The sequence below is a fragment of the Nocardiopsis sp. iso_238 genome (genome assembly GCF_056173325.1).
Window position 1 is genome coordinate 252,556 of sequence record NZ_CM149668.1, and the last position, 26,103, is coordinate 278,658.

The 26,103-nt window shown below is 70.8% G+C and carries 23 protein-coding genes; 9 read left to right on the forward strand and 14 right to left on the reverse strand.

Annotation, left to right across the window (positions count from 1 at the left end; translation table 11 throughout):
• The first annotated feature begins 1 nt into the window (after position 1).
• From AC0VYL_RS01220 to AC0VYL_RS01230, 3 genes are all read left to right on the forward strand, one after another.
• Positions 2-1,960, forward strand: a complete 1,959-nt coding sequence (locus AC0VYL_RS01220; protein ID WP_475458201.1) for an ABC transporter permease — start codon at positions 2-4, stop codon at positions 1,958-1,960.
• Complete coding sequence (locus AC0VYL_RS01225; protein ID WP_475458203.1) at positions 1,953-2,927, forward strand: glycine betaine ABC transporter substrate-binding protein; 975 nt, start codon at positions 1,953-1,955, stop codon at positions 2,925-2,927. Before AC0VYL_RS01220 ends, AC0VYL_RS01225 begins: the two co-directional genes overlap by 8 nt.
• 108 nt (positions 2,928-3,035) lie before the next feature.
• Positions 3,036-4,949, forward strand: coding sequence for an endonuclease/exonuclease/phosphatase family protein (locus AC0VYL_RS01230; RefSeq protein WP_475482059.1), 1,914 nt, complete (start codon positions 3,036-3,038; stop codon positions 4,947-4,949).
• On the opposite strand, the gene AC0VYL_RS01235 is transcribed toward AC0VYL_RS01230, so the two are convergent.
• From AC0VYL_RS01235 to AC0VYL_RS01245, 3 genes are read right to left on the reverse strand one after another with little or no spacing between them, the layout of a single operon-like run.
• The gene (locus tag AC0VYL_RS01235; RefSeq protein WP_475482060.1) at positions 4,946-5,950 is read right to left on the reverse strand and encodes a GNAT family N-acetyltransferase; all 1,005 of its coding nucleotides are present in this window, start codon (positions 5,948-5,950) and stop codon (positions 4,946-4,948) included. The two genes, AC0VYL_RS01230 and AC0VYL_RS01235, sit on opposite strands and share 4 nt — an antisense overlap.
• Positions 5,951-5,970: 20 nt before the next feature.
• The gene (gene tdh, locus AC0VYL_RS01240) at positions 5,971-7,017 is read right to left on the reverse strand and encodes an L-threonine 3-dehydrogenase (RefSeq protein WP_475482061.1); all 1,047 of its coding nucleotides are present in this window, start codon (positions 7,015-7,017) and stop codon (positions 5,971-5,973) included.
• Positions 7,014-7,523 (reverse strand): pyridoxamine 5'-phosphate oxidase family protein, encoded by a 510-nt coding sequence (locus AC0VYL_RS01245; protein WP_475482062.1) that lies wholly within the window; start codon positions 7,521-7,523, stop codon positions 7,014-7,016. Before AC0VYL_RS01245 ends, tdh begins: the two co-directional genes overlap by 4 nt.
• 277 nt (positions 7,524-7,800) lie before the next feature.
• On the opposite strand from AC0VYL_RS01245, the gene AC0VYL_RS01250 reads away from it, so the two are divergent.
• Positions 7,801-8,529, forward strand: coding sequence for a class I SAM-dependent methyltransferase (locus AC0VYL_RS01250; RefSeq protein ID WP_475482063.1), 729 nt, complete (start codon positions 7,801-7,803; stop codon positions 8,527-8,529).
• A gap of 45 nt (positions 8,530-8,574) precedes the next feature.
• On the opposite strand, the gene AC0VYL_RS01255 is transcribed toward AC0VYL_RS01250, so the two are convergent.
• The gene (locus AC0VYL_RS01255; RefSeq protein ID WP_475458214.1) at positions 8,575-8,820 is read right to left on the reverse strand and encodes a hypothetical protein; all 246 of its coding nucleotides are present in this window, start codon (positions 8,818-8,820) and stop codon (positions 8,575-8,577) included.
• Between the two features lie 130 nt (positions 8,821-8,950).
• On the opposite strand from AC0VYL_RS01255, the gene AC0VYL_RS01260 reads away from it, so the two are divergent.
• Positions 8,951-9,472 (forward strand): hypothetical protein, encoded by a 522-nt coding sequence (locus tag AC0VYL_RS01260; protein ID WP_475482064.1) that lies wholly within the window; start codon positions 8,951-8,953, stop codon positions 9,470-9,472.
• A 71-nt stretch (positions 9,473-9,543) separates the two neighbouring features.
• Here the strand turns inward: AC0VYL_RS01260 and purL are convergent, their stop codons facing one another.
• From purL to purS, 5 genes are all read right to left on the reverse strand, one after another.
• Positions 9,544-11,838, reverse strand: coding sequence for a phosphoribosylformylglycinamidine synthase subunit PurL (gene purL, locus AC0VYL_RS01265; protein WP_475482065.1), 2,295 nt, complete (start codon positions 11,836-11,838; stop codon positions 9,544-9,546).
• 81 nt (positions 11,839-11,919) lie between these two features.
• A complete protein-coding gene (locus AC0VYL_RS01270) occupies positions 11,920-12,447 on the reverse strand; it encodes a hypothetical protein (protein ID WP_475458220.1) in 528 nt (175 codons plus the stop codon).
• A gap of 42 nt (positions 12,448-12,489) precedes the next feature.
• On the reverse strand, positions 12,490-13,179 hold the full coding sequence (gene purQ, locus AC0VYL_RS01275; protein WP_475458222.1) for a phosphoribosylformylglycinamidine synthase subunit PurQ: 690 nt from the start codon (positions 13,177-13,179) through the stop codon (positions 12,490-12,492).
• 347 nt (positions 13,180-13,526) lie between these two features.
• On the reverse strand, positions 13,527-14,006 hold the full coding sequence (locus tag AC0VYL_RS01280) for an ATP-binding protein (protein ID WP_475458225.1): 480 nt from the start codon (positions 14,004-14,006) through the stop codon (positions 13,527-13,529).
• Positions 14,007-14,230: 224 nt separating this feature from the next.
• The gene (gene purS / locus AC0VYL_RS01285) at positions 14,231-14,473 is read right to left on the reverse strand and encodes a phosphoribosylformylglycinamidine synthase subunit PurS (protein ID WP_017546939.1); all 243 of its coding nucleotides are present in this window, start codon (positions 14,471-14,473) and stop codon (positions 14,231-14,233) included.
• A 277-nt stretch (positions 14,474-14,750) separates the two neighbouring features.
• Here purS and AC0VYL_RS01290 point away from each other — a divergent pair, with 277 nt between their 5' ends.
• Complete coding sequence (locus tag AC0VYL_RS01290) at positions 14,751-15,386, forward strand: sigma-70 family RNA polymerase sigma factor (RefSeq protein ID WP_378747235.1); 636 nt, start codon at positions 14,751-14,753, stop codon at positions 15,384-15,386.
• 259 nt (positions 15,387-15,645) lie between these two features.
• Here AC0VYL_RS01290 and AC0VYL_RS01295 read toward each other — a convergent pair whose 3' ends face one another.
• Complete coding sequence (locus AC0VYL_RS01295; protein ID WP_475458227.1) at positions 15,646-16,764, reverse strand: lysostaphin resistance A-like protein; 1,119 nt, start codon at positions 16,762-16,764, stop codon at positions 15,646-15,648.
• Positions 16,765-17,165: 401 nt separating this feature from the next.
• Between AC0VYL_RS01295 and pdhA the strand changes: the two genes are divergently transcribed.
• The 3 genes from pdhA to AC0VYL_RS01310 are packed head-to-tail and all read left to right on the forward strand — an operon-like array spanning position 17,166 to position 20,691.
• Positions 17,166-18,281 (forward strand): pyruvate dehydrogenase (acetyl-transferring) E1 component subunit alpha, encoded by a 1,116-nt coding sequence (gene pdhA / locus AC0VYL_RS01300; protein WP_475458229.1) that lies wholly within the window; start codon positions 17,166-17,168, stop codon positions 18,279-18,281.
• 3 nt (positions 18,282-18,284) lie between these two features.
• Positions 18,285-19,265 carry an alpha-ketoacid dehydrogenase subunit beta gene (locus AC0VYL_RS01305; protein ID WP_475482066.1) on the forward strand — a complete coding sequence of 327 codons (981 nt, stop codon included), beginning with the start codon at positions 18,285-18,287 and terminating at the stop codon, positions 19,263-19,265.
• A gap of 19 nt (positions 19,266-19,284) precedes the next feature.
• On the forward strand, positions 19,285-20,691 hold the full coding sequence (locus AC0VYL_RS01310; RefSeq protein ID WP_475482067.1) for a dihydrolipoamide acetyltransferase family protein: 1,407 nt from the start codon (positions 19,285-19,287) through the stop codon (positions 20,689-20,691).
• Between the two features lie 169 nt (positions 20,692-20,860).
• Here AC0VYL_RS01310 and AC0VYL_RS01315 read toward each other — a convergent pair whose 3' ends face one another.
• From AC0VYL_RS01315 to AC0VYL_RS01330, 4 genes are all read right to left on the reverse strand, one after another.
• Complete coding sequence (locus AC0VYL_RS01315; protein ID WP_475482068.1) at positions 20,861-22,759, reverse strand: serine hydrolase domain-containing protein; 1,899 nt, start codon at positions 22,757-22,759, stop codon at positions 20,861-20,863.
• A 191-nt stretch (positions 22,760-22,950) separates the two neighbouring features.
• On the reverse strand, positions 22,951-23,883 hold the full coding sequence (locus AC0VYL_RS01320) for an AEC family transporter (protein ID WP_475458238.1): 933 nt from the start codon (positions 23,881-23,883) through the stop codon (positions 22,951-22,953).
• A gap of 99 nt (positions 23,884-23,982) precedes the next feature.
• Complete coding sequence (locus AC0VYL_RS01325; protein ID WP_475482069.1) at positions 23,983-24,417, reverse strand: hypothetical protein; 435 nt, start codon at positions 24,415-24,417, stop codon at positions 23,983-23,985.
• 248 nt (positions 24,418-24,665) lie between these two features.
• The gene (locus tag AC0VYL_RS01330) at positions 24,666-26,090 is read right to left on the reverse strand and encodes an outer membrane protein assembly factor BamB family protein (RefSeq protein ID WP_475482070.1); all 1,425 of its coding nucleotides are present in this window, start codon (positions 26,088-26,090) and stop codon (positions 24,666-24,668) included.
• Positions 26,091-26,103 lie beyond the last annotated feature (13 nt).

The following is a 26,103-nucleotide window of genomic DNA, read 5'->3' on the forward strand; positions in this document are numbered from 1 at the left end:
CATGGCCACGGTGACCGAACCCGCCGGAGCCACGGCCTCCGGCACGAAGGGCGCGGGGGGCGACGAAGGCCTCCTGCGCAGGAGCTGGTTCCAGGCCCTGCTGGTGGTCGTGGTCCTCGTCGCGGGCTACCAGCTGACCCGCCTGGCGGGCTCCCCGTCCTGGGCGGGCGGCTTCCCGGGCACCATCGGCAGCGGCTTCATGGCCTGGCTCGACGGGGTCTACGCCTGGATCGTCGCCAACCGCAACGACAGCCCGCTGTTCCTCTACTTCTTCAACTACATCTCCGTGGGACTGGGATCGGCCGTCGTGCTGATCAACCAGTTCCTGAACGGGCTCACCTGGCTCGGCGTGACCGTCATCGGGGTGGTCGCGGCCTGGCGGGTCGCCGGTTGGCGGGTGGCCCTGCTGGTCCTGGCGACCTTCGCGGTGTTCGCGCTGACGGGGCTGTGGAACGAGTCGATGACGACGCTGTCGCTCATCATCACCTCGGTGTTCATCGCCCTGCTGTTCGGCATCCCGCTCGGTATCCTCGCCGGGCGGAGCGAGGCGTTCTACCGGGCCATCCGCCCGGTGCTGGACTTCATGCAGATCATGCCGGCCTTCGCCTACCTGCTGCCGTTCGTGCTGCTCTTCGGTATCGGCAACGCGTCGGCCGCGGTCGTGACGGCCGTCTACGCGCTCCCGCCGGTCGTACGGATCACCGCGCTGGGCATCCGCGAGGTGAACAAGGGCGCGATCGAGGCGGCCGCCTCACTGGGCTCCACCCCGGGGCAGATCCTCACCAAGGTGCAGCTGCCGCTGGCCAAGCGCACCATCCTGCTGGGCGTCAACCAGACCATCATGCTCGCGGTCTCCATGGTCGTGATCGCGTCGGTGATCGGCGCGGGCGGCCTCGGTGACGCCATCTACCAGGCCCTGTCCAAGATCAACGTGGGCCAGGCGTTCCAGGCGGGCCTGGCGATCGTCATGCTGGCGATCGCGATGGACCGCGTCACGGGCGCGGTCGGCCACGGCGCGCGCACCCCGAAGGTCGAGGAACGGTACCGGTTGCCGCTCCTCGGCGGGATGCTCGCCGCCGCGGTCGGCGCCGCCGCCGTGGGACGCCTCTTCGGACTGGGCGGCTGGCCGCGTGAGCTGTCGATCCGGATCGACATCCCGGTCAACGCCGCCGACAAGGCGATCGAGTCCGCGATCGGTCCGGCCGCCGCGGCCCTGGGCTCCTGGACGCAGAGCTGGATCCTGGGCCCGCTCGACAACCTGCTGAGCGGATCGCCGTGGTGGCTGGTGACGCTCGCCGCCGCCGCGTTCGGACTGATCTTCGCGGGCAGGCGGGTCGCGCTGGTCTCCGCCCTGTGCTTCCTCGCGATCGGGCTGCTGGGGGTGTGGGACAACGCCATGGACACGCTCTCCCAGGTGCTGGTGGCCACGGTGGTCACCATCGCGCTGGGCGTGGTCGTCGGCGTGCTGATGTCCCGCAGCGACGTGTTCGCCCTGGTACTTCGGCCGGTACTCGACTTCATGCAGACACTGCCGCCGTTCGTGTACCTGATCCCGGCGGTGGCGCTGCTCGGGCTGGGGCCCGTCCCCGCCCTGGCGGCCGCGGTCATCTTCGCCCTGCCTCCGGTGATCCGGCTGGTGAACGACGGCATCCGAGGGGTGCCGGCGGGCACCGTCGAGGCCGCGACGTCGCAGGGTTCCACCAAGTGGCAGCTGCTCACCAAGGTGGAGCTGCCCATGGCGCGCGGCTCCCTGCTGCTTGCGGTCAACCAGGGCATCATCCTGGTGCTGTCCATGGTGGTCATGGGCGCTCTGGTGGGCGCGGGCGCGCTCGGCAACGACGTGGTGCTCGGGCTGGCCCAGAACGAACTGGGGCTGGGTATCGCCTCGGGTCTGGCGATCGTGTCCCTGGGTCTGTTCCTGGACCGGGTGACGCAGGGAAGGAGGGCACCCCGTGCCTAGGTTTCTGAGGAGGAGCGCCCTGCTCCGGCTGTTCGCCGCGGGTCTGGCCCTGGTGATGGTGAGCTCCTGCGCGGTGCGCACCGACCAGATCGCCCGCGATCCGAACACCGTGCGGATCGCCGTGAACGGCTGGGTGGGCTACGAGGCCAGCGCCGAGGTGCTGGCCAACATCCTGCGCGAGGAGATGGGCTACGAGGTCCAGCTCGTCCGCGTGGACGAGCAGCCCTCCTGGCAGGCCCTCGACCAGGGCGTCATGGACGTGATCGTGGAGAACTGGGGCCACGAGGACCTGTACGAGCTGTACGGCCCCGACGGCAACGGCACCGCCGTGGACGGCGGCCCCAACGGCAACGAGGGCGTGATCGGCTGGTACGTCCCCGCCTACCTGGCGGAGGAGATCCCGGAGATCACCACCCTGGAGGGGCTGAAGGCCAACACCGACCTGTTCCAGACGGCCCAGACGGGCGACAAGGGCGAGTTCCTGGCGGGGGCTCCCGGGTTCGTCAGCCAGGACCAGGGGATGATCAACGCCTTCGACCTGGACCTGGAGATCGTCTACGCCGGGTCGGAGGCCGCACAGATCACCGAGGTGCGGCGCCGGTACGCCAACCAGGAGCCGGTGCTCTTCTACTTCTACGACCCGCAGTGGTTCCAGGAGGAGGTGGACCTGGTCAAGGTCGACTTCCCCGACTACCACGACGGGTGCGACGCCAACCTGGACGACGTCCCCTGCGACTACCCGGTGTACGACCTGAACAAGATCTTCAGGGCCGGTTTCGTGGAGGAGGACGACTACGCGTACCGCTTCATCGACAACTGGAAGTGGACCAACTCCCAGCAGAACGAGGTCGCGCAGATGATCGCGGACGAGGGGGTCTCCCCGCCCGAGGCGGCGGAGACCTGGGTCGACGAGAACCGTGACGTCTGGGAGAAGTGGCTCCCGAAGGGTTACGAGAACCGCGGGTAGCCGAAGGGGCGGGGTCCGCGCGGACCCCGCCCCCTCGCGTTCCGCCCTTGCGCCGCGCCGCCGGAAAAGTGAGAATCGTTCACTTACCCCCCCGACGGCTGGAGCGACATGCACCAGGGACGACTGGTCACGGCGTTCGGAACGGTCCTCCTCCTGGACGTGCTCCGGGTGTTCCTGCCCTCCCTGATCACCCTCTTCGGGCAGGCGGGCGCGACCCGCCCGGAACTCATGGGGGCCTACGCGCTCGCCTGGTTCCTGCTCCCCCTTCCGTTCGTGGCGCTGGCCCGCCGACTGCCCCCGCTCGGGGTCGCCCTGGCCGCCGCCGCGACTCTCGCGGTCGGCCGCCTGGGACTCCAGTTCACCCAGGGCGGCGACCCCCAGCTGTACCTGGCCTCCGCCCTCGTCGGCCTGGGCGCCGTGTGGCTGGTGTGCACGGCCATGGCCACGGCCGTGGACGGCCGGGTGACCGGCCACGGGGCCATGGTCGGACTCGTGGCGGGACTGGCGGCCTCCGCCGCCGTGCACACCGCGCTGGGCACGGTGGACCTGGTCTGGCGGGAGGGCCCCGCCGCCTGGGTCGCCGTGTTCGCGGCCCCGCTGGGCCTGCTCCTCGCGGCGGCCCGGACCTGGCGGGCGGTCCCGGGCGATCCGGCTCCGATCCGCCCCCGGGGCTGGCTGGCCCTGGGACCGCTGCTCTTCCTGTCCGGGCTGTACACCGCCAACCCCGCCGTGGCCGAGACCATCGGCGGCACCCCTCTCGCGGCCGCCGCGCTCAGCGTGGTGGCGGTGCTGTCCGTGCTGGTCGCCGCCGACCCGCGCCGTCTCATCCCGAACCCGTTCCTGCCGCTCGCGGTGCTGTTCGCGATCCTCACCACGCTGTGGCTGGCGCCGCTGCTGCCCGGGGAGGCGCAGGGAACCCTGCCCGCGTGGTCGCTCGCCGCGCTGCTGCTCGGCCAGCCCGCCCTGGCCGCCTGCGCCGGATGGACGGCCACGGTGAGGACGAGCGCACCCACCCGGACCGGTCTCCTCGCCGCGTCGGGCCTCCTCCTCTTCGTGGTCCTGGTGTTCGCCTTCTACGCCGCCTACGACCTGCACGTTCCCAACGACCACGTGCCCTTCGTGGCGCTGGCCGTGCTCGCCGCCGCGATCCTGCCCGGCGCGACCGCCGCGCGACCCGCACCGTGGGGAGGACGCGTACTCGTGCGGACCACCACCGCGGCCGCCGCGCTCACCCTGGCCGCCACGGTCGTCGCGCCGGTCGCACGCACCGACGCGCCCGCCGCCGGATCCGGAGCGGAGGGGTTGAGGGTGGCCGCCTACAACGTGCGGATGGGCTTCGGGATGGACGGGCGCCTCTCCGTGGCGGAGCAGGCGGACGCGCTGCGCGCCCTCGACGCCGACGTCGTCGCCCTGAGCGAGGTCGACCGGGGCTGGCTGCTCAACGGGGGCCGCGACGGACTGTCCCTGCTCGCCGCGCGACTCGGCATGACCGCGTACTGGGGTCCGGCCGACGGCCCGTTCTGGGGGGACGCCGTGCTCACCAGCCTGCCGGTCACCGAGGTGCGCCGACAGGCGCTCCCCGACAGCGGACCCACCGGGGCTCAGGCGCTGGCGGTCACCGTGGAGTGGGCGGACACGGAGGTGAGCGTGATCGCGACACACCTCCAGCCCGAGGGGTACGACCTGGCGAACCCGAGCGCGAGCGACCAGATGAGCGAGCTGATGCTCTTCGCGGAGGAGACGAGGTGGACGACGGGAGCGCCTGTGGTGATCGCCGGGGACCTCAACTTCGAACCGGAGGAACTACCTCTGGAGGGCTGGTCCGGGGGCGACTACCGGGACGCCTTCGCGGAGGTGCGGCCCTTCCCCACGATGGCGGCGGACACCCGCTCCGGCCAGCAGATCGACCACGTCCTCACGAGTGGCGGCCTGGTTCCGAGTGATCCCGCCAACCCCGACGTGCCGCATTCGGACCACCGCCCGGTCGCGGTCACCCTCACCCCCGCCGAGCAGGGCCCCTAGGAGAGGAAGACCTGGAGTTCGGTGGACCGGAAGCCGTAGCGGGCCTTGAACCAGCCGTTGCGCCTGCCCGCGGTCACCGTCGGCCGACCTTCGGAGAACGCCGACCTCAGGGCGTGGGCGACCAGGACGTAGGTCGGGCTGAACCCGTCGCAGGCGCCGTCGTCCACGCCCAGGCACCACAGGTGGTGGCGGGCGTCGTCCACCAGGCACACCAGCGCCGCGACCAGCCGCCCGTCGACACGCAGCTCGGTGACACGGGCGCAGTCCCCCAAGGCGCCCAGGAACCCCTGGAAGACCCCGGGCAGGTAGTAGTCGGCGTTGTCGTGCTTGCCGCCCGCGGTGGCGCGCGCCAGCCGGACGAACCCGTCCAGGTCCGCGTCGTCCACGCCGAGCTCCCGGGCCCGGACACCGGCCTCCTCGGCCCGACGGAGCTGTCGGCGCATCTCCCTGCGGGGCTTGCCGCCCAGACTCTCCAGGTAGGCGTCGAACCCGCCCAGACCGGAGACGTCCATGCTCCACATCCGGTCGAGGGGGGTCCCGGACAGACCGGCGGCCCCGAGCAGGCGCGCCTCGGCGCTGTCCTCCCCGATGTTGGCCGCCCCGTGGAGCTCCGCGCCCCACTCCCAGGCGAGGTCGCCCATCGCCGCCAGCGCCAGACGTGCCGCCTCGGGGCTCACAGCCGGGATGGTCGTCTCGTAGCAGTGCCAGACGTGGGAGAGCAGCACCGGGTGGTCCAGCGCCTCGGGCCGGTTGGCCGCCAGGGCCCCCATCGGGTCGACGCCCCGCTGGAGATAGACCGGCAGCAGGGCGTGCGCCCTCCCGGCCCCGTCATGGACGACGATGTGGGCGCCGCGCTCGACGGAGTGCAGCGGGAAGGCCTCGAACGCGCGCAGGAAGGCCAGGGAGTAGAACACCGGCGCACCGGTCTCCCGGACCAGCCGCTCGCAGGCACGGGGGTCCAGGGTGCCGGTGTCGGGTTCGACGGCCACGTGTAACGGCATGTGTGGTCTCCTCGGCGGACCTAGGTCCAGTCCAGCAGCACCTTGCCCGCCTCTCCACCGGCCGCGGTGGCGAAGGCGTCGGCGTACTGGTCGTAGCGGAACGTGTGGGTGATGACGAAGGAGGGGTCGAGCCCGTTGGCGACCAGCGCGGCGACACCGCGCCACGTCTCGGGGATGCGCCGACCGCTCACGCCCTGGATGCTGAGCATCCGGGTGGAGATGTCGGCCCAGTCCACGGGGGTCTCGCGGGAGGGCAGCCCCAGTGCCACGATCCGGCCGCCCGGGCTGACGGCGTCGAGCATGGTCCGCAGGGCCTCGGGCGCCCCCGACATCTCCAGGCCGATGTCGAAGCCCAGCGGGGTGTCACCCGCCTCGCGCAGCTCCTCGGTACCCGCCTCGGACGCGGGGGCGGACACCACGTCGATGTTCTCGGCGAGCCGCAGACGATAGGAGCTCACGTCCGTGACGACCACCGACCGGGCACCCATACGGGCACAGATCTGGGCCGCCATCAGCCCGATCGGCCCCGCGCCGGTGATCAGCACGGACAGTCCGCTGACGGGGTGGGTCGTGGCCGCGTGCACGGCGTTGCCCAGCGGGTCGAAGATCGAGGCGACCTCCAACGGCACCCCCCGCCCGTGCACCCACACGTTGGCGGCGGGGACCGCCACGTAGCGGGCGAAGACCCCGTCGGTGTGCACGCCGAGGTTGGTGTTGTCGAGGCACAGGTGCCGGGCCCCGGAGCGGCACTGCGCGCACCGGCCGCAGGTCAGGTGTCCCTCGACACCGACGGTCTGTCCCTCGCGCAGCCCCCGGACCCCGCTCCCGGTCCGGACGATCCGCCCGACGCACTCGTGCCCGGGGATGAGGGGTGTGCGGACCGAGCTCCGGGCCCAGTCGTCCCACTCGACGATGTGCAGGTCGGTCCCGCAGATCCCCGTCAGCAGGACGCGGATGAGCACCTCGTCCGCTCCGGGCAGTGGAACGGGAGCCTCGATCAGCTCCAGGCCGGGCCCCGGGCCGGACTTGTACAGGGCGGGCATCGTCTCGGCGTGCGTCGCGTTCATCTCCGTGCCAGGGGTGCGAGTGGGACGCCGACGCGCTGGTCGTTCATGTCCACGAGCCACTGGTCGACGTCGAGCAGCCACCAGGACTCGATCTCGACGACATAGAACCGGCGGTGCCCGTCCCCGTGGAATTCGGAAAGGGGGCGGCGCCATTCCTGGCGGGTCGCCTCGTCGGGAAAGTTCCTTTGGTAGTAGAACTCCGCGACGTCCCCAAGATCGTCTCCGGTCACCGGTGCGGCCCTTCCGGCGAACTGGGCCCCGTCCAGACCGAACCCGGGGAGTCCGGTCATGAAAATCGATCCGGAGACCGTCGGGTCGGCGTGGATGTTCTGTGAATGGCGCGCCGCGCGAAGCGAGTACCAGAGGAGGCGCAGCGGCTCACGCAGGGGGACGTAGTTGACGGTCGACGCCCAGGCGCCGTCGGGCGACTGCGTCGCGAGCGTCACGAAACGCCCGTTCTCGATCAGGAAATTGCTTCGGTCGGTCAGTTTATCGGAAACCTGCATTGCTCTCTCCGTGGGGTGTCGACGACCATGCCCGTAGCGCAGGAGGGCAAACAGGATTTACTTCGAATATTGAGAATGAGTCAGAGAATTCGCCACTCACCCAACAGGAAAGAACAGTGCTCCCACCGACCCCAGGGGTTTCCGATTCCGTCCGGAATGGTGGCCGAATTCACCGGGTCCACCGTAGGGGATTCTGCCCGCGCGTACAGTCGGTGGTGGCAGGACGACGGCACGTCCCGCCTCGGACGGGGCGGGCGGAGGGACGGAGGCGGCCGCGATGGCCCAGTTCGACGCACTCGGCGACACCTACGACGACTTCGCACGGACACCCTTCCGGAGACACCTCGAACTCCCCAGCATCGTCCGCGCTCTGGGGGACGTGACCGGGCTCCGCGCACTCGACCTCGGCTGCGGGACCGGCACGCACAGCAGGACGCTGGCCAGGCTCGGCGCGGAGGGCGTGGTCGGGGCCGACGTCGCGGAGGGCATGCTGGAGCACGCCCGCCGGGCCGAGCGCGAACACCCCCTGGGGGTCCGCTACGCGCACGCGCCCCTCACCGACGGGTTCGCCGGGCGCTTCGACCTCGTCCTGTCCGTCTACGTCATGCCCTACGCCGAGGACCGGGACGAACTCGACGCCCTGTGCGCCCAGGCGTTCACCGCCCTGAAGCCGGGTGGCCGACTGGTCGCCCTCCCGGCCAACCCGGACCTGAGCACCGTACCCGGCTACTACCGGCCCTACGGATTCGACCTGGTGGTGCCCGAACCCCTGGCGGACGGGTCCCGGATCACCCTGATCATGGGCGAGGAGGAGATCAGCGCCCGGTACTGGACCAGGCAGGCGCTCGACCGGGCGCTCACCGGCGCGGGCTTCACGGCGCTCCGTAGCCTCGGACACCACGTCTCACCCGAGGGCGAGCACGAGTTCGGAGCCGGTTTCTGGCGCGACTACCTGGACCGGCCGCACGCGCTCATGCTGGAGGCCCGCCGCCCCGCGGAGAGCTGACGGACGGTCCCCTCACGCGGACACCCCGCGAGCCGGGGTGCGCGTCTACGCGGGCCGCTCGTAGTGGAGACGGCGGCTCACCCAGTAGACGTTCACGCACGCCGCGACGAACCCGACCCCCAGGACGATGACCAACCACGCCTGGTTGGTCAGCACGATGGCCGCCACCGTCCCCAGCAGCAGGACCAACGCCCCGAACACCGCCAGGACCAGCCGGAAACCCAGCGCGCTCGCCGGGCGGTCGTGGGTCCCCAGGGCCCCCTTCAACCTGCCGCGTCTGGCACGTTCCATGTCGTTGACACCTCCCTGTGAACAGTCCTACCCCAACGGGAGCTGACGCACGTTCCGGGGTGCCTTCCGGTGGTCCCCGGTGCCGGGAGAATGGGGCGGAACGCTGCGCCCCGTCAACCGGAGGAGAAGGTTGTCCCACCGCGAGGGCCGTGTGCCCGCCCCCCTGGCCGTCGCCCTGCCGTTCGTCCTGCTCCTGACGGGCTGTTCCGCCCCCGACGCCGACCCGGACTCCGAGTCCGACACGGAGGCCGAGGCGACCACGCCCTTCATCCCGGTGTTCTGGTTGGAACGCGAGGTGCGGGTGCACACCCTGGTCCGCATGTTCGCCGAAGGCGACTCCAACGAGGTCATCGCGAACACGGGCCCCACCAGGGACGTGTTGTTCGACGCCGGGGTCGTCCGTGAGGAGGGCGACGGGTACGTCGTCGAACTCGACAAGGACACGTGGGACACCTCGCTCAACCTGGGCCGGATCGACGGAGCCCTGGGGAGCGCCATGCGACGGAACGAGGTCACCTGGTGCGGCGACGCCCTGGAGGGCGAGGAATTCGTCGAGGACTACATGGACGAGTTCTGGCAGACCCTCAACACCTTCGACGCCTACGAGGCGAGCGTCATCGACTACGTCGACTGCGGCACCGGGCGGGTCTGACCCACCCCACGGATCCGGGCACACGAAAGGGGGCACCCCGTGTGGGAGTGCCCCCTCGTCGTCTCGGGTGTCTACACGCCGTTCATCAGGGCGGGCAGGGTCTCCTCGTGGGTGGCGCGGAGCTCGTCCAGGCCGATCTCCACCACACCGCCCGGGTGGCTCACCGACAGGCTCTCGCCGCCGACGGTGCCGATCTGCGTGACGGGAACGCCGTGCTGGGCGGCCAGGGCCACGAACGACTCCTCCCGGCCCGGCTTCACCGCCACGATCGCGCGCGCGGCGGACTCGCTGAACAGCGACGTGAAGGCGTCGCCGTCCACCTCGACCCGCAGGCCCTTGCGGCCGCGCAGGGCGGCCTCGGCCAGGGCGACGGCCAGACCGCCGTCGGACAGGTCGTGCGCCGCCGCGGCCAGGCCCTGCTCGGCGGAGGAGGCCAGCACCTCACCGAGGGCGGCCTCGGCGGGCAGGTCCACCTCCGGCGGCAGACCGCCCAGGTGGTCGTGGACGACGTCGGCCCAGGCGGACCCGCCGAACTCGGCGCGGGTCTCACCCAGCAGGAACACGCGGGCGCCGTCGGTGTCGAAGCCCGAGCGGAGCCGGGCGTTGACGTCGTCGATCACCCCGAGCACACCGATCACCGGGGTCGGGTTGATCGCCACGTCACCGGTCTGGTTGTAGAAGCTGACGTTGCCGCCGGTCACCGGGGTGCCGAGCTGCTGGCAGGCGTCCGCGAGGCCGCGCGTGGTCTCCGCGAACTGCCACATGACCCCGGAGTCCTCCGGCGAACCGAAGTTGAGGCAGTTGGTGACCGCCAGCGGGCGCGCGCCCGTGGCGGAGACGTTGCGGAAGGCCTCCGCGTAGGCCAGCTGGGTGCCCGCGTACGGGTCCAGGCGGGTGAACCGGCCGTTGCCGTCGGTGGCCAGCGCCACGCCTCGGTCGGAGCCGTCCGCGATCCGGATCATGCCGGAGTCGTGCGGGGTGGACACGACCGTGTCGCCGCGCACGTAGCTGTCGTACTGCTGGGTCACCCAGGTCGGGTCGCACACGCCGGGCGCGCCCAGGACCCGCAGGAGCTGCTCCCGGAGCTCCGCGTCGCCCTCGGGACGCGGCAGCTTCGCGGCGTCGTCGGCCTGGAGGGCGTCCTGGCTCTCCGGGCGGGCGAAGGGGCGCTGGTAGACCGGGCCCTCGTCGGAGGCGGTCCGGGGCGGCATGTCCACCACGGTCTCGCCGTGCCAGGTCATCACCAGGCGGCCGCCGCGCTCGGCCTCCTCGGGGGTCACGTCGGTGACCTCACCGATCTCGGTGGCGAGGATGCCCCACTTGTCGCAGACCGCGAGGAAGTCGTCCATCTTCGCGGGCTCGACGATCGCCATCATGCGCTCCTGCGACTCACTCATGAGGATCTCCTCGGGAGTGAGCCGGTGGTCGCGCAGCGGGACCCGGTCCAGCTGGATGTTCATGCCGCCGGTGCCGCCCGCGGCCAGCTCCGTGGTGGCGCAGGAGACGCCCGCGGCACCGAGGTCCTGGATGCCCACGACCATGTCCTGGGCGTACAGCTCCAGGCTGCACTCGATGAGCAGCTTCTCCATGAACGGGTCACCGACCTGGACGCTGGGCCGCTTGGCGTGCGACTCGTCGTCGAAGGTGGCGCTGGCCAGCACCGAGGCGCCGCCGATCCCGTCGGGTCCGGTGGTGGAGCCGAACAGGACCACCTTGTTGCCCGGGCCGGGCGCCTGGGCCAGCTTGATGTCCTCGTGCTTCATGACGCCCACGCACAGGGCGTTGACCAGCGGGTTGCCGATGTACCCGGCGCCGAAGCCGATCTCGCCGCCGATGTTGGGCAGGCCCAGGCAGTTGCCGTAGAAGGAGATGCCCGAGACCACGCCGGGCAGCACGCGCTTGGTGTCGTCGGCGTCGGCCGGGCCGAAGCGCAGCGCGTCCATCACGGCGACCGGGCGGGCGCCCATGGTGAGAATGTCGCGGACGATGCCGCCCACGCCCGTGGCCGCGCCCTGGTGCGGCTCCACGTAGGAGGGGTGGTTGTGCGACTCGATCTTGAACGTGACCGCGTGTCCGTCACCGACGTCCACGACCCCCGCGTTCTCGCCCATGCCCACGAGCAGCGCGTCGTTCTCCGGGGCCTTCTCACCGAACTGCCTGAGGTGCACCTTGGAGGACTTGTAGGAGCAGTGCTCGCTCCACATCACCGAGTAGATGGCCAGTTCGGCGGAGGTGGGACGGCGCCCCAGGATCTCCCGGACCCGCTCGTACTCGTCCTTGGCCATGCCCAGTTCGGCGTACGGCTGGGGTGTGTCCGGGCTGTCGGTCGCCGTGGCGACGGTGTCGAGGCCGGGTGCTTCAGACATGCGGTGCTTCCGTTCGGGTGTCGCGGGGTTGCGCGGAGGGTGGAGGCCGAGCCTTGGCTGTGTCCGCCGCCCGGCACCGGATCAGTCTGCGGGCGTACCCGCGTTGCCGAGCATCAGCAGCGGCGGGGCGTCGGGGTCGGCGCCGGTGGAGTCCGCGACCAGGGTCGTGTCGTCGGTGAGGACGGTGTCCACGAGTTCGACGTCGTCCTCGGACTCGACCCCCTGCGGGAGTTCCTGGCGCCAGCCGTTGGAGAGCAGGTGCTCGTACACCGACCGGACCGCCTCCCGGGGGTCGCCGTCGAGCTCCTCGCCCTCCTCACCCGCGATCACGATGAGGCGGAAGCACTGCCCCTGGGAGCAGTGGGCCTCGGCCTGGTCGACGTAGGTGAACCCGGAGGGCGGGCTGCCCAGCGCACCGACCTCCGGCGGGGGCTCGCCCTGCTCGCCCTGCTGCCCGGGTGTCTGCTGGCCCTGGCCGCCGGCGGGCGGGGCCACGGGGGGCGAGTTGAACGACTGGAAGAGGCCGATGGCCCCGGAGACCACGAGGCCGACCACGACCAGCCCCACGAGTACGTACAGCAGTCTCCGGGAGCGCAGCAGCGCCATCATCGCGAGGATCGTCTCCCTGTCGGGGTGGGTCGGGTCGGTGGGTCAGGCCTGGGCCGGGGCGGCCAGGTGGCCGAGGATCGAGGTGAAGAAGCCCAGCCCCTCGGTGGAGGGCCCGGTCAGCGCCTCGACCGCGTGCTCGGGGTGCGGCATCAGCCCGACCACGTTGCCGTGTTCGTTGGTGACGCCCGCGATGTCGCGCCGCGAACCGTTGGGGTTGCCCCCGACGTAGCGGGCGACGACCCGGCCCTCGGACTCCAGCTGGTCCAGGGTCTCCTCGTCGGCGACGTAGCTTCCCTCGCCGCTCTTGAGGACGACCAGGACCTCCTGGCCCTCGTCGTAGCCGTTGGTCCACGCGGTCCGGGTGTTCTCCATCCGCAGGACCTGGTCGCGGTTGACGAACCGCAGCGAGGAGTTGCGGGTGAGGGCACCGGGGAGCAGGTGGCTCTCGCACAGGATCTGGAAGCCGTTGCAGATGCCCAGGACCGGCAGGGCGCCCGAACGCGCCGCCGGGACCAGCTCGGACATCAGCGGGGCGAACCGGGCGATGGCGCCGCAGCGGAGGTAGTCCCCGTAGGAGAAGCCGCCGGGCAGGACCACCGCGTCGACCCCCTTGAGGTCGTTGTCCGCGTGCCAGAGCGCGACGGGTTCGGCACCCGCCAGGGACACCGCGCGAGCGGCGTCCTTGTCGTCAAGGGAGCCTGGGAAGGTGACGACGCCCACACGGGCTGTCATGAGCACACTCCGGGTTGTTTGTTCGACGGGGAGGAGTCGGCGGCTGGCCCGTCGCCGGGACGGCGGAGGGAGACAGCCTGGCGACGCGAGCGCGGAGGATTCCACGGAACACGCCCCACATCCGCAGCGTACCCGCTCACCTGTGCTCGGGTACGACCCTCACCCCCTTCGAGGGGGTCCGTCCTGTGTGATCCTCCCAAGGAAGGCCCGTCTGGAGGGGGTGCGGGTGTGCGACCCGACAGTTCGCGAGGCGTACGTCACTGACCGGGGACGACCGGGACCACACAGGCCGCACCCCCGCGCGGACGGTGCGCGGGGACGGGCGGACGCCCGGGTCCGGGGGCGGTCTACAGGAGCGCGAACCGCGTCGACGGCTGGCCCCGTTCCGAGGCCCCCCGATGGGCGGGGTCGCAGGTCGTGACGCGTTTGCGCAGGATGACGGTGGTGTGTGGTTCGGGACGCAGGGCGACCTCGTCCATGAGGTACCGCATCAGAGAGATGCCCCTGCCCGATTCTGACGTCAGACCCGGGAGGGGCGTGTGATCCGAGGCGAATCTCCGGACGAGTGACCCCGTCTCGGGGGCCCTCCCGGTCTGGGAGATCTGGAGTTCGCACCAGTTCGCGGCGAGCTCGACGCCCACCTCGTAGTCGGGGGATGTCTCCCCGTGTTCGACGGCGTTGGAACAGGCCTCGGAGGCGGCCAGGAGTATGTCGTCGACACACCCGGCGCACAGGCCCGAACGGCGAAGCAGCGCGCCGAGGACGTCGCGTACGACGGCGACCGTGTACGCCTGCCTGGGGAGGGAGATCGAGAAAACGGTGTCCATCCGTGTACCTCTCGTGCTCCGTGTCGGTTACCAGCTCGGCACGTTAGGAACCCTTCCCGAGGCCGCCACGGGTAAAACGAACAGCCGCGCCCTCGAAGGGACGCGGCTGAACATCCGGGACACTTCCGACACTCGGGGGAGCTGGGGGCGCGGTTGGCGACGACCGATTCGCGGCCGGGTGCCGCTCCCACCCCGTGGCCTCCGGTGCCCGTGGGAAAACCGGATCAGGCGGGGCGGACCTCGAAGTCCTCGATCACGGTGTTGGCGAGCAGGGTCTCGGCCAGGCGGCGCACGTCGGCGAGCTTCGCCTCGTCCACCTCGCCCTCGACCTCGACCTCGAAACGCTTGCCCTGGCGGACCTGTTCGATCCCCTCGAATCCGAGGCGGGGGCAGGCGCCGGCGATGGCCTGGCCCTGCGGGTCCAGGATCTCGGGCTTGAGCATGACGTCAACCACGACGCGGGCCACAGGTCCTCCACAGGAAAAATGGGTATGCCACTGGTCCGCCGTTCTGTAGGGCGCCTCGTCCGGACGCGCCTGGCGGGCGTCGCCAGCGTATGACACCCGGGGGCGCGCACGGGTCCTGGCCAGGAGCCACGCGGGGCCTTTGCCGCGTCCTTGCCGGGACAGGTGATGGTTTCGACTCGTTCGTGACCCGTATCACCTCAATTGATGTCATCATTGGGAGTGTGTGGCGGCGTCTTACAGGGTGGAAGTGATCATTCGGTCGTCCCGAGGGGGAATCTTGACGACTCTCGAAAAGGATCAGATCTCCACGACCGGTGGGGCCCGTGACGAGGCGCAGACACTGGACTTCGCCACCGCGGTGACACCGTTCGCCGACCAGCTGTACCCGACGGCCCTGCGCATGACGCGCAATCCGGCCGACGCCGAGGACCTGGTCCAGGAGACGTTCGCCAAGGCCTTCGCCAATTTCCACCAGTTCCGTGCCGGAACCAACCTGAGGGCCTGGCTTTACCGGATCCTGACCAACACCTTTATCAACAGCTATCGCAAGAAGCAGCGGGAACCGCGCCAGGAGACCACTGACGAGATCAAGGACTGGCAGCTGGCCGCCGCCGAGACGCACACCTCGTCGGGGATGCGCTCGGCCGAGACTGAGGTCCTGGACCACCTGCCCGACTCCGACATCAAGCAGGCCCTGGCCCGGCTCCCCGAGGAGTTCCAGGAGGTCATCTACCTCGTGGACATCGAGGGGTACGCCTACAAGGAGGTCGCCGCGCGCATGGGCACACCCCTGGGCACGGTGATGTCCCGCCTGCACCGGGCACGGCGCCAGCTCCGCGAGATGCTCGCCGACTACGGCCGCGAGCGCGGAATGCGGGTCCCCGCCCAGGAGGCGCGGACCGCGTCGGAGTGACCGGCCGCGCCCGTGGCCGGAACGGGGTCCCGAAAGCGCCCGGAGGCCGTGCCGCCGGGGGCCGTTCGGCGGCCCGCCAATGGCGCCCGAGCACGCGCCGCCAAGTGCTCCCGGTGAAATCGGAAGGGCCCCGGGCGAAGCGCGGGAACGGGTGGGACCGTCCGCCTTCGGCCACTCACCGGACTTCTGACGGAAAACGCACCGGCAGCGACCCGGAGTCGGCACCGGTGCATTCTCCGTGTTCGGAACCAGGTGCGGTTCAGGGGCCCCAGGGGCCGTTATCCGCCGCCCGGCCGGATTCCCCGACCCCCGCCGTTCCTGACGCATCCGGCGCCCGGCCGTCCGCGCCCCGGGGGTGCTCCGCCGGGGTCAGCTCCGGCCCCGTCCGCCTGGTGCGGAACCAGACCACGGCCGTGATCGCCACCAGCAGCACGCACGGAACCAGCATCGCCGCCGAGCCGGCCCCCGTGGAGCGGTCGAACCCCTCGGCGAAGTCGCTGCGCAGGACGGTGGAGAGCAGGAAGGCGACCGTGTTGTTCACCGCGTGGATGACCACCGCGATCTCCAGGCCGCCCGTGCGCCACGTGATCAGGCTCAGGGCCACGCCCATCGTGAAGTAGTACAGGTTGAGCCACGGGTCGAGCGCGAGGTGCGCCGACGTGAACAGCAGGCTCGACACCACGACGCCCAGCGCCAGCGCCGTACGCGGCCCCCGGCCCCAGCTCGCGGCCACCCGGAAGGCCAGACCGCGGAACCCGTACTCCTCACCGGCCGACTGGAGCGGCGCCAGCAGCAGGGTGAGGGCGAAGATCGCGACGATGTCCCGGAACGCCCAGTCCGCCTCGGGGACGGACGGACCCACCACGGTGAAGACGGCCATGTAGAGCGTCCAGAGCGGCAGGATCACCAGGAGTGCCCGGCCGAAGACCTCCATGCGGAAGAGCGACAGCACGGAGTGCAGCGAGGCGCCGCGCACGCCGTAGAGCCACCGCTGGATCAGCATGCTCCACGGGATGAGCAGGGCGAGGCCGAGCAGGGTCGCGCCGTGGAGCACCGGCGTGTACTCGTCGCCGCCGGTCATCAGGCTGTCCCGACCGAGCAGCAGGTCGACGACCATGCCCAGGATCGCGAACCCGAACGAGAAGACCAGCATCCCGCCCATGAGGAGCGCGAGCGCGGCGATCCCCCGCCAGATCTGACGCTTCTCGGTGGCCAGAACCCGGTGGTACTCCCGCCCCGGGGGAACCGGACGAGGGCCGCGACGCCGCCGCGGAGCCGGTCCCGGAGGGTTTCCGGGAGGCACGGCGGGCCCCTGGGGCGCGGCGGGGTGGTGTGCCGGGGCGGGGTGCGGCGGTGCGTGGTCGTCTTCGGGGTGCATGGTTCGAACCTAGGTCCGGCCGCCCCTCACGCGGCAGTCTCCGGAATCACGCGATTTCGCTGCGAATCACACGGCCGCCCGTATGACAGGTGTCATCCCTCGCGGCCGGGGTCGGGCCCCGGACCAGCGGCGTTCGGCCGGTTGCGGACAAGTTGCCACAAAGTAGTTGGAAGACCTTGTAAAAGCTAGGAAGCCCTGGTAGTTGCGCTGTCGCCAGGGTTCGGGATCATGGGTCGGGCAGGGGAAAAGGTGTCGCTGGGGGCTTGCGCTCTCCATAGTGAGTTCTGTCACGATATGGGGAGGGCCGTCCGCACCCACCCAACACCCCGGGTGGACGGACCGTGATCCGGCCGATCAGCGTTCACCCACGCGAAGTCGGCCCCGAGAACCCGAGGAGCGACGTGTCGCACATCGCCGCGCACGAGGAACCGGAGCTCATTCAGCTCCTGACACCGGAAGGGGAGCTGACCGAGCACCCCGACTACCCCCTGGACATCAGCGCGGAGGAGATCCGCGCGCTCTACCGAGACCTCGTCCTGGTCCGACGGGTCGACAGTGAGGCGGTCTCCCTCCAGCGCCAAGGCGAACTGGGCCTGTGGGCCTCGCTCCTGGGCCAGGAAGCCGCGCAGATCGGCTCCGGACGCGCACTCCGCGACCGCGACATGGCCTTCCCCTCCTACCGCGAGCACGGCGTCGCCTGGTGCCGCGGGATCGAGCCCAAGGAACTCCTCGGCATGTTCCGAGGGGTCACCAACGGTGGCTGGGACCCGCACGAGCACGGCTTCCACCTCTACACGATCGTCATCGGCAGCCAGGCGCTGCACGCCACCGGCTACGCCATGGGCGTCCAGCGCGACGGCGCCGTCGGTGAGGACGGCACCGCCGTCATCTCCTACTTCGGTGACGGAGCCACCAGCCAGGGCGACACCAACGAGGCGTTCAACTTCGCCTCGGTGAACAACGCCCCCGTGGTCTTCTTCTGCCAGAACAACCAGTGGGCCATCTCCGAGCCGCTGGAGCGCCAGTCCCGCGTGCCGATCTACCGGCGCGCGGCGGGCTTCGGCTTCCCGGGCGTCCGCGTGGACGGCAACGACGTCCTCGCCTGCCTCGCGGTCACCCGCGCCGCCCTGGACAACGCGCGGACCGGGAACGGCCCCACACTGGTCGAGGCGTTCACCTACCGGATGGGCGCCCACACCACCAACGACGACCCCACCCGCTACCGGGACAAGGCCGAGCTCGACGAGTGGAAGGCCAAGGACCCGATCCTGCGCGTGCGCCGCTACCTGGAGCTCAACGACCTCGCGGACGAGGCGTTCTTCACCGCCGTGGACGAGGAGTCCGACCGGGTCGGCGAGCAGGTGCGGACCCAGTGCCGCTCCATGCCCGACCCCGAGCCGCTGGACATCTTCCACGAGGTCTACGCCGAGCCCAACGTCCACATCGACCAGCAGCGGTCCGAGTTCGCCGACTACCTGTCCTCCTTCGAGGGCGCAGGCGCGGAAGGGGGCCGTTAGGCCATGGGTACCAACCTCACGATCGGCAAGGCCATCAACGCGGGCCTGCGCGCCGCCATGGAGCACGACCCCAAGGTCCTCATGATGGGCGAGGACGTCGGCAGGCTCGGCGGTGTCTTCCGGGTCACCGACGGCCTGCACAAGGACTTCGGCGCCGACCGGGTCATCGACACCCCGCTGGCCGAGTCCGGAATCGTCGGCACCGCCATCGGCATGGCCATGCGCGGCTACCGGCCCGTGGTGGAGATCCAGTTCGACGGCTTCTTCTTCCCCGCCGCCAACCAGACCTTCACCCAGCTCGCCAAGATGCGCCGACGCTCGGCGGGCACGCTCAGCGTCCCCGTCGTCATGCGCATCCCCTACGGCGGCGGCATCGGCGCGGTGGAGCACCACAGCGAGTCCCCCGAGGCCTACTTCCAGCACACCGCCGGTCTGCGCGTGGTCAGCGTGGCCAACCCTGAGGACGCCTACTGGATGATCCAGCAGGCCATCCGCTCCGACGACCCGGTCATCTTCCTGGAGCCCAAGCGGCGCTACTACGAGAAGGCCGAGGTCGACACGGAGGCGTCCCTCTCCGAGGTCACCCCGCTGGGGTCGGCACGCGTCGCCCGACGCGGCACCGACTGCACGCTGCTGGCCTACGGCCCGATGGTCAAGACGGCCCTCCAGGCCGCCGAGGCCGACACCGACCACTCCATCGAGGTCATCGACGTGCGCTCGCTGGCTCCGGTCGACTACCCGACCATCACCGAGTCGGTGAAGCGCACCGGCCGCCTGGTCGTGGCGCACGAGGCCACCCTCACCGGCGGCCCCGGCGCGGAGATCGCCGCCCGGGTCACGGAGGAGTGCTTCTACCACCTGGAGTCGCCGGTCATCCGCGTGGCCGCGTTCGACACGCCCTACCCGCAGTCCAGGCTGGAGGAGCACTACCTGCCGGACCTGGACCGCGTCCTGGACGGCGTTGACCGGGCGTTCGCGTACTAGATCGGGGATACCGCAAGACATGGCGATTCAGAAGAGCACGCCCGCGGTCGACGGCGTGCACGCGTTCAAACTGCCCGACGTCGGTGAGGGCCTGGTCGAGGCCGAGCTCCTCACCTGGTACGTCAAGCCGGGCGACACCGTGGCCGACGGCCAGATGATCTGTGAGATCGAGACCGCCAAGGCGGTCGTGGAGCTCCCCTGCCCGTTCTCCGGGACGGTCCGGGAGCTGCTGGCGGCCGAGGGCGAGACGGTGGAGGTCGGCTCGGTGATCATCACCGTGGACGACGGCACCGGCGGTTCCGGTGCCGCCGCCCCGGACACCTCCGAGGCGCCGGAGCCAGAGAAGGCCGAGGAGCCCGAGGAGGTCCGGGAGAAGCCGCTCGTGGGCTACGGCGAGAAGGCCGCCGCCACACAGCGCCGCGCCCGCCGCCGTCCCACCCCGTCCGGCCCGGTGTCCCCGCCCGTGCCCAGGCCCGCCGAGCCCGCCCCGGCGGTCGCGGTCGCGCCCGCGCCCGGACGTCCGCTGGCCAAGCCCCCGGTCCGCAAGCTGGCCAAGGACCTCGGGGTGGACCTCAGCACGGTCGCGCCCAGCGGCAGGGACGGGATCGTGACCCGCGAGGACGTGCACGCCGCCGTCGGTGGCGGTGCGGCGGCAGCGCCCGCTCCGGTCGCCGCCGAGACGGCCGCGGAGACCTCGGCCGCGCCCACGGTGGACCGCACCGCCCGTGAGCGGCGCGTCCCGATCAAGGGCGTGCGCAAGCACACCGCCGCCGCCATGGTGAACAGCGCGTTCACCGCGCCGCACGTCACCGAGTTCCTCCAGGTGGACGTCACCAGGACGATGAAGGCGGTGTCCCGGCTGCGCGAGCGCCGCGACTTCGCCGACGTCCGGGTGTCCCCGCTCCTGCTGGTGGCCAAGGCCCTGCTCATGGCGGTACGCCGCCACCCGGAGGTCAACTCCTCCTGGGACGAGGAGGCCCAGGAGATCGTGGTCAAGAACTACGTGAACCTGGGGATCGCCGCGGCCACCGAACGCGGTCTGGTGGTACCCAACATCAAGGACGCCGACTCCCAGTCCCTTCCGGAGCTGGCGGCGTCCCTGAAGGCCCTCACCGACACGGCGCGGTCGGGCAAGACGACCCCGGCCGACATGTCCGGTGGGACCATCACCATCACCAACGTCGGTGTGTTCGGTGTGGACGCCGGTACGCCGATCATCAACCCGGGTGAGGCCGCCATCCTCGCCTTCGGGCAGATCCGCGACATGCCGTGGGTCCACAAGGGCGAATTGAAGATCCGGAAGGTGACGACCCTGTCGCTCTCCTTCGACCACCGTCTGGTCGACGGTGAACTGGGCTCCAAGGTGCTGCGCGACGTCGGCACCGCGCTGGAGGACCCGGAGCTGACCGCCCTGGCCTGGGGGTAGCCGAAGACGAGGGGCCGGTGCGGCCGGGGGAGACCCCGGCCGCACCGGCCCCGACGTGTTGGTCGGGCCCGCCCCCAAGGGGGTGGGGGCGGGCCCTACTGAGAGGTGTTCCCGCGACGGGGGCGTGACCAACCCTTGACCCCCGCTTTTTCCGGAACCGCGGCGGTTCTCAGGCGAAAGGCCAGACCAGGCCGTACTGGGCGCCCACGGCGACGACGGCCAAGGCGGCCACCGGCAGCAGCGAGTAGTGGACCCGGCGGACCGGCCCCCACCAGCCGCGCACCCAGGCGGTGACCGCGAACCCCGCGGTGACCACGGCGAGCGGGACGGCCAGACCCAGCGGGAGGGAGAGCGCGGCCGAGCCGCCGAGCAGCCACTCCTGGAGCCGGTTGAGGTCCAGGACCGCGTAGACGACCAGCCCCACACCGGCCAGACAGGCCAGGGCGGTGAGCCCGGACGACACGGCGGCTGCGGTCCGCGCGGCCCCTCCCGGGCGGCGGAGACGGACGGCCCCGCTCAGTAGGAGCAGCAGGGAGACGGCGACGGTCACTAGGTGCACGCCGGGGGTGCCCCACACGGGAACCCGGTCGTAGCCGCTGGTGGGATTGGCGTCCAGGTACACGGCGACGGCCTCGCCGTCCTCCATGACGAACGCCAGTCGCTCCCCGGTCTCCTCGGCCTCGAACACGTCGTAGCCCACGGGGACCCAGCGGTCGTCCGGGACCAGGCCTCCGCGTACGTTCAGGGCCCCGTCGCCCGCGTCCCGCACGGTGACGTTGTCGAACAGCGTGACGATCCGCCCGCTCCCCGAACCGGGGCGCCGCGTGGTCACGTAGCCGCCGGTGTAGGCGCTCGCCGGGGTCGCGTCGGTGTTCCCGGCGCCCGTTCCGTCCGTGTCCTCGGCGGGGGCGAACGCGTCGACGAAGCCGTTCAGAACGGCGAAGCGCAGGTCCCGGAGGGGGTCGGCCCCCGCGTCGGGTCCGGAGTCGTCGCCGTTGACGGCCACGAACACCCCGGCGCCGATCTCGGGCACGAGCACGTAGCCGGTGTGGACGCCGTCCAGGTCGCCGCCGTGGCCCACGGCCCGGGGCGGGCCGGTCCGGAACTCGTAGGTCCCGTAGCCCATGGCGGTGGCCTCCGGGTGGACCTCGAACCGCCGGTCCAGCATGGCGTCGGTCCACTCCGAACCGAGCACGCGTTCGCCGTCCAGTTCACCGCCGCCGAGCAGCGCCAGCATGAACCGGGCCATGTCGTCGCCGGTGGTCACCGCGGCCCCGGCCGGAGGCAGCGGGATGTGGGGGTAGGGGACCGGGGAGCCGTCCGACCGGTGGGCGGTGACGAGGCCGTCCTCCTCGTGGAGTTGGCGGAACCGGGTGTCGTCCATACCCAGCGGGGCGAACACGTTCCGTTCCACGTACTCCTCGAACGGCACGCCGCTCACCTCCTGGACCACGAACCCGGCCAGCCCGGTCCCGTAGTTGGAGTAGGCCGTGAACCGGCCGGGCGGGAACAGCCGCTCGGGGGTGTTGTCCCGCAGGAACTCCTCCAGACCGCGCTGGCTCGCGGGGTCCTCCGGGTCGTCCATCTCGGTGCGCTCGTCGAACCCGGCGCTGTGCGTGAGCAGGTGGTGGAGGGTCACGGGCTCGTCGTGGGTGTCCGGGACCCGCAGGTCCTCGGGCAGGTAGGTGTTGACGTCCTCGTGCGGGTCCACCTCGCCCCGCTCGACGAGCTGGAGGACGGCCAGGGCGGTGAAGGACTTGGCGACGGAGGCGGTGGGCAGACCAGCCAGCGGGTCCAGGGGGGTCTCGGCGGCGAGGTCGGCCACCCCGTGCGCGGCGGAGGCCAGGGGAGCGCCGTCCCCGACGACCGACACCACCACACCGGGTGCGCCGTGTTCTGCCAGCAGCTCGGGGACGCGTTGGTCGACGAACTCCCTGGCGGCCTCCTCGGTGAGTTCGAGGGAGGGGGGTGGGGCCGCCACGGGCGCGGCGCCCGCGGCGGCGGGGAGGGCCAGGACGGCGGCCAGGGCGAGGCCGAGAGGGGCGGCGAGGGAGCGAAGGGCGGGCAACTGGGGCTCCAATGGGGCGTTCCGATGTCTCCGTCAACGCTAGGAACCCGGCGCTTCGGAGGCACTGGAGCCCGTGACCCTCCTCGGGGTACGGCCAGCTGTAGTACGGCGCTCAAGAAACCCCGAACCGACAAAAACCAACACAGCGTTGGTCGAGTTCTGGAGAGTGTTGGCGTGCCCCCGGAGGGGGCTCAGCCCAGCAGGAAGGTGACGGCGAACAGCACCGGCACCGTGAGGAAGGTGGTCAACAGGATCACCTCACGCGTGAGGGTCTCACCGGTCCGGTACAGGGTGGCGTAGTTGAACACGTTCTGCGCCGTCGGCAGGGCCGCGAGGACCACCACCGAGAACAGGGCGGCGCCCTCCAGCCCGAACACCAGGGCTCCCAGCGCCCAGGCGGTCAGCGGAAGCCCGACCGACTTCAGGATGACGGCCAGCAGCACGGGCACCTGGTCGGGTCCGGCTCGGCCCGGCAGGGAGCTGCCGTGCAGGGAGATCCCGAAGGCCAGGAGCATCGCCGGGACCGCCATGCCGCCGATCAGCTCGAACGGCTCCATCAGGGGAGCGGGCGGGACCCAGCCGGAGGCGGAGAGCGCGACCCCGGCGATGGAGGCGATCACCACCGGGTTGCGCACGGGGGTGCCCAGGGAGCGGCGGAGGACCGGCCAGAAACCCCGCACGTTCCCGTTGGCCAGGTCCAGCACGGTCAGTGAGACGGGGGCCAGCACCAGCAGCTGGAACAGGAGGATCGGGGCGACCAGGGAGGCGTCCCCGAGCACGTACACGGAGATCGGGATGCCCAGGTTGCCCGCGTTCACGTAGGAGGCGCCCAGCACGCCCACGGTGGTGCGGCCGACGCCCCAGCGGCGGACCAGCCCCACCACGAGGAAGGCCAGGGCCACGATGACCACGCTGAGCACGCTCACCAGGACCGGGCCGGACACCAGGATGGACAGGTCCGTCCGGGCCAGGATCGTGAACAGCAGAGCGGGGCTGGCGACGAAGAACGCCAGCTTGCTGAGGACCTCCCTGGCCCCCGGACCGAGCAGGGGTATGCGCCCGAGCATGTAGCCGATGACGACAATGCTGGCGATGACCCCGAACCCGACGATGACCCCGGACAAGGAACGCCCTCCGAACAACCGTGCGGCCGCGACCCGCCGAGGCTAACGGAGTCCGCCCGGAAGCGAAACGGCCCACGTCACACCACGGAAAGTGACCGCTCAGCGCTCAGGGTCGCACTCCTGCCGGGTGTGGAGGGCCTCCACCATCTTTCGGCGGCGGGCCTCCCTGACCGACACCGAGACGATGCGGGTGACCGCGACGGCGGTGATCACGGCCAGGGGGATGGCCAGAGCGGTGGCCGGCTGGCGGATGGGCCGGTAGCCGGCGCCGTCGGGGCCCACCACCAGGTATCCCGACGGGCGGACCCGTGTGAAGCCCACGCCCCCGGCGCCGTCACCGCCGAAGAACGGGAGGTTCCCGGTGCCGCCGCCCATGGTGCTCAGGGTGCTGACCCTGGCGACGGGGACCAGCGTGGTCGCGCCCGAACTCACCGGGGCGCCGAAGGCCGTGGCGGACCCGGCCACGGCGCGGGTGTTGTCGAGCAGCGAGGTGAGCGCGGCCATGGTGCCGCGCTGGTTCCTTTTCCTGGGCATTCGAGGTGTCCTCTCCCTGGGGTCGCGGGATTTCACGCTATATGGGGCACCCTGAGAACGTAAGGAAGCTCCCCGTGGTGTGTCAGTCGCCGGGGCTCTCCGAGGGGGCGTCCACGTCGTGCGCGGCCGACTGAAACGGTGACAGACACCGGCCAGTGCCAGCGCAACGTCAGGAGAGGAACGCTTCCCGGCCCCCTGGACCACTCGCTCCCCGACCCGGGCGGCGGTGCTGTGAAGCTGCCCTGTCGCTACGGGACCGCGCCCACAAGGCGGCGCGGGCCTCCCGGGACCTTCTCCTGCACCACCAGCGCGCCCGGGGTCACGGTCATGTCGGGCGGACTGGGGAGCGAAGAGCGCTGAGCTTCGCTCCCGTCTTGGGCGTAGTCGCGTTCGACCCGGACACCGAGGTCGATGACACGGGACTCGCCGTCCTCATCAATCACCAGGCGTGCCTCGTCCCAGGCGGCTTCTTCGGGGTCCAAGGAAGTGTTGGTCTGGCTCACGTCGAGCCAGACGGCCGCCTCCTTGAGGGGCAGGACGAACGCACGAGACATGCGCTCCGACGGGGCGGAGGCGCGGATGGTCGTGTGGGTGTCCCCGGAGAAGTCGGTGTACGAGTACTCGAACTCGTCGTCATCCACCAGCGAGAACTCAGTCACCACTGTGTTCTCCAGAGCGCCGATGACATTGCCCTCTCGCCCTGAGAAGAATTTCTCCTCGGTCAGGCGTTCCCCTGTGCCGGGGTCGAGTATCCATTCATCCACGCCGCGGGCCTCAGCGATCACCGCACCTGACGTCGGTTGAACGCCCAATCTGACCGGGTGGAGATCGAGGGGGGCGTTCCTGTCGAGTTCGTGGCGCCAGAGCTCCTCGCCTGAGTCGGCGTCGAGTCCCAGGAGAACGACCGTGTGCTCCTGCTTTTCCGAGGTTTCGGGAAGAGATTCGATGTCTTCGTCCATGAAGTTGCCCGAAAGGATGATCGTGTCGCCTGAGGCGACCACTCCCTTGGGGTGGAAGTCCCGCCCTTCCTGGCCTTCTCCGTGGAGGTCCGTGAGGCTCCACATTTCGTCGCCGGTTTCCAGATCGAGTGAGTACACCCCGGTTCTCTGGCCGTCCAACTTGCGATAGACGATTCGGGACGAGTCGGAGAGCAGGCCCAGGTGTTCCGGCATGGGGGACAGCGTCGTGACGTTCCCGGGTAGGGCCGCCTCAGCGGTGAAGTCCTCCGTGTGGGAGCCGAGCTTCTTGCCCGTGGAAGAGTCGAGGAGGACGACGTCGTGCGATGCCACTGCGGCTTCGTCTTCCGCGTCGACGGGGTAGGCGAGCGCCACGCGTTCTCCGCTCGTCGTGACGTTGGCGTCCGTCACCGCCTCGCCCACACGTCTGTACCGCCAGAGTTCCTCTCCGGTGTCGCCCCGCAGGGCGACGACCCCGTCCGAGACGGTCACGACCACTCCGAAGGAGGCGGGATGCACCGCGACGACGTTGGTTTCCTCGGGGGCTTGCCAGCCCCACCCCATGGAGGCAAGGTTCTCGGGGACCTCCAGCGGCTCGGCGATCCCTTGGAACACCGCATGGTCGATCTCGCTCTCCTGCCAGGCCCCGGGTATCAGGGAACACGACGAGAGCAGAAGGGTCAGCGCCGTCACGGACAGAATTCCGTTCAGTTCCATATCCGCTCCTCAG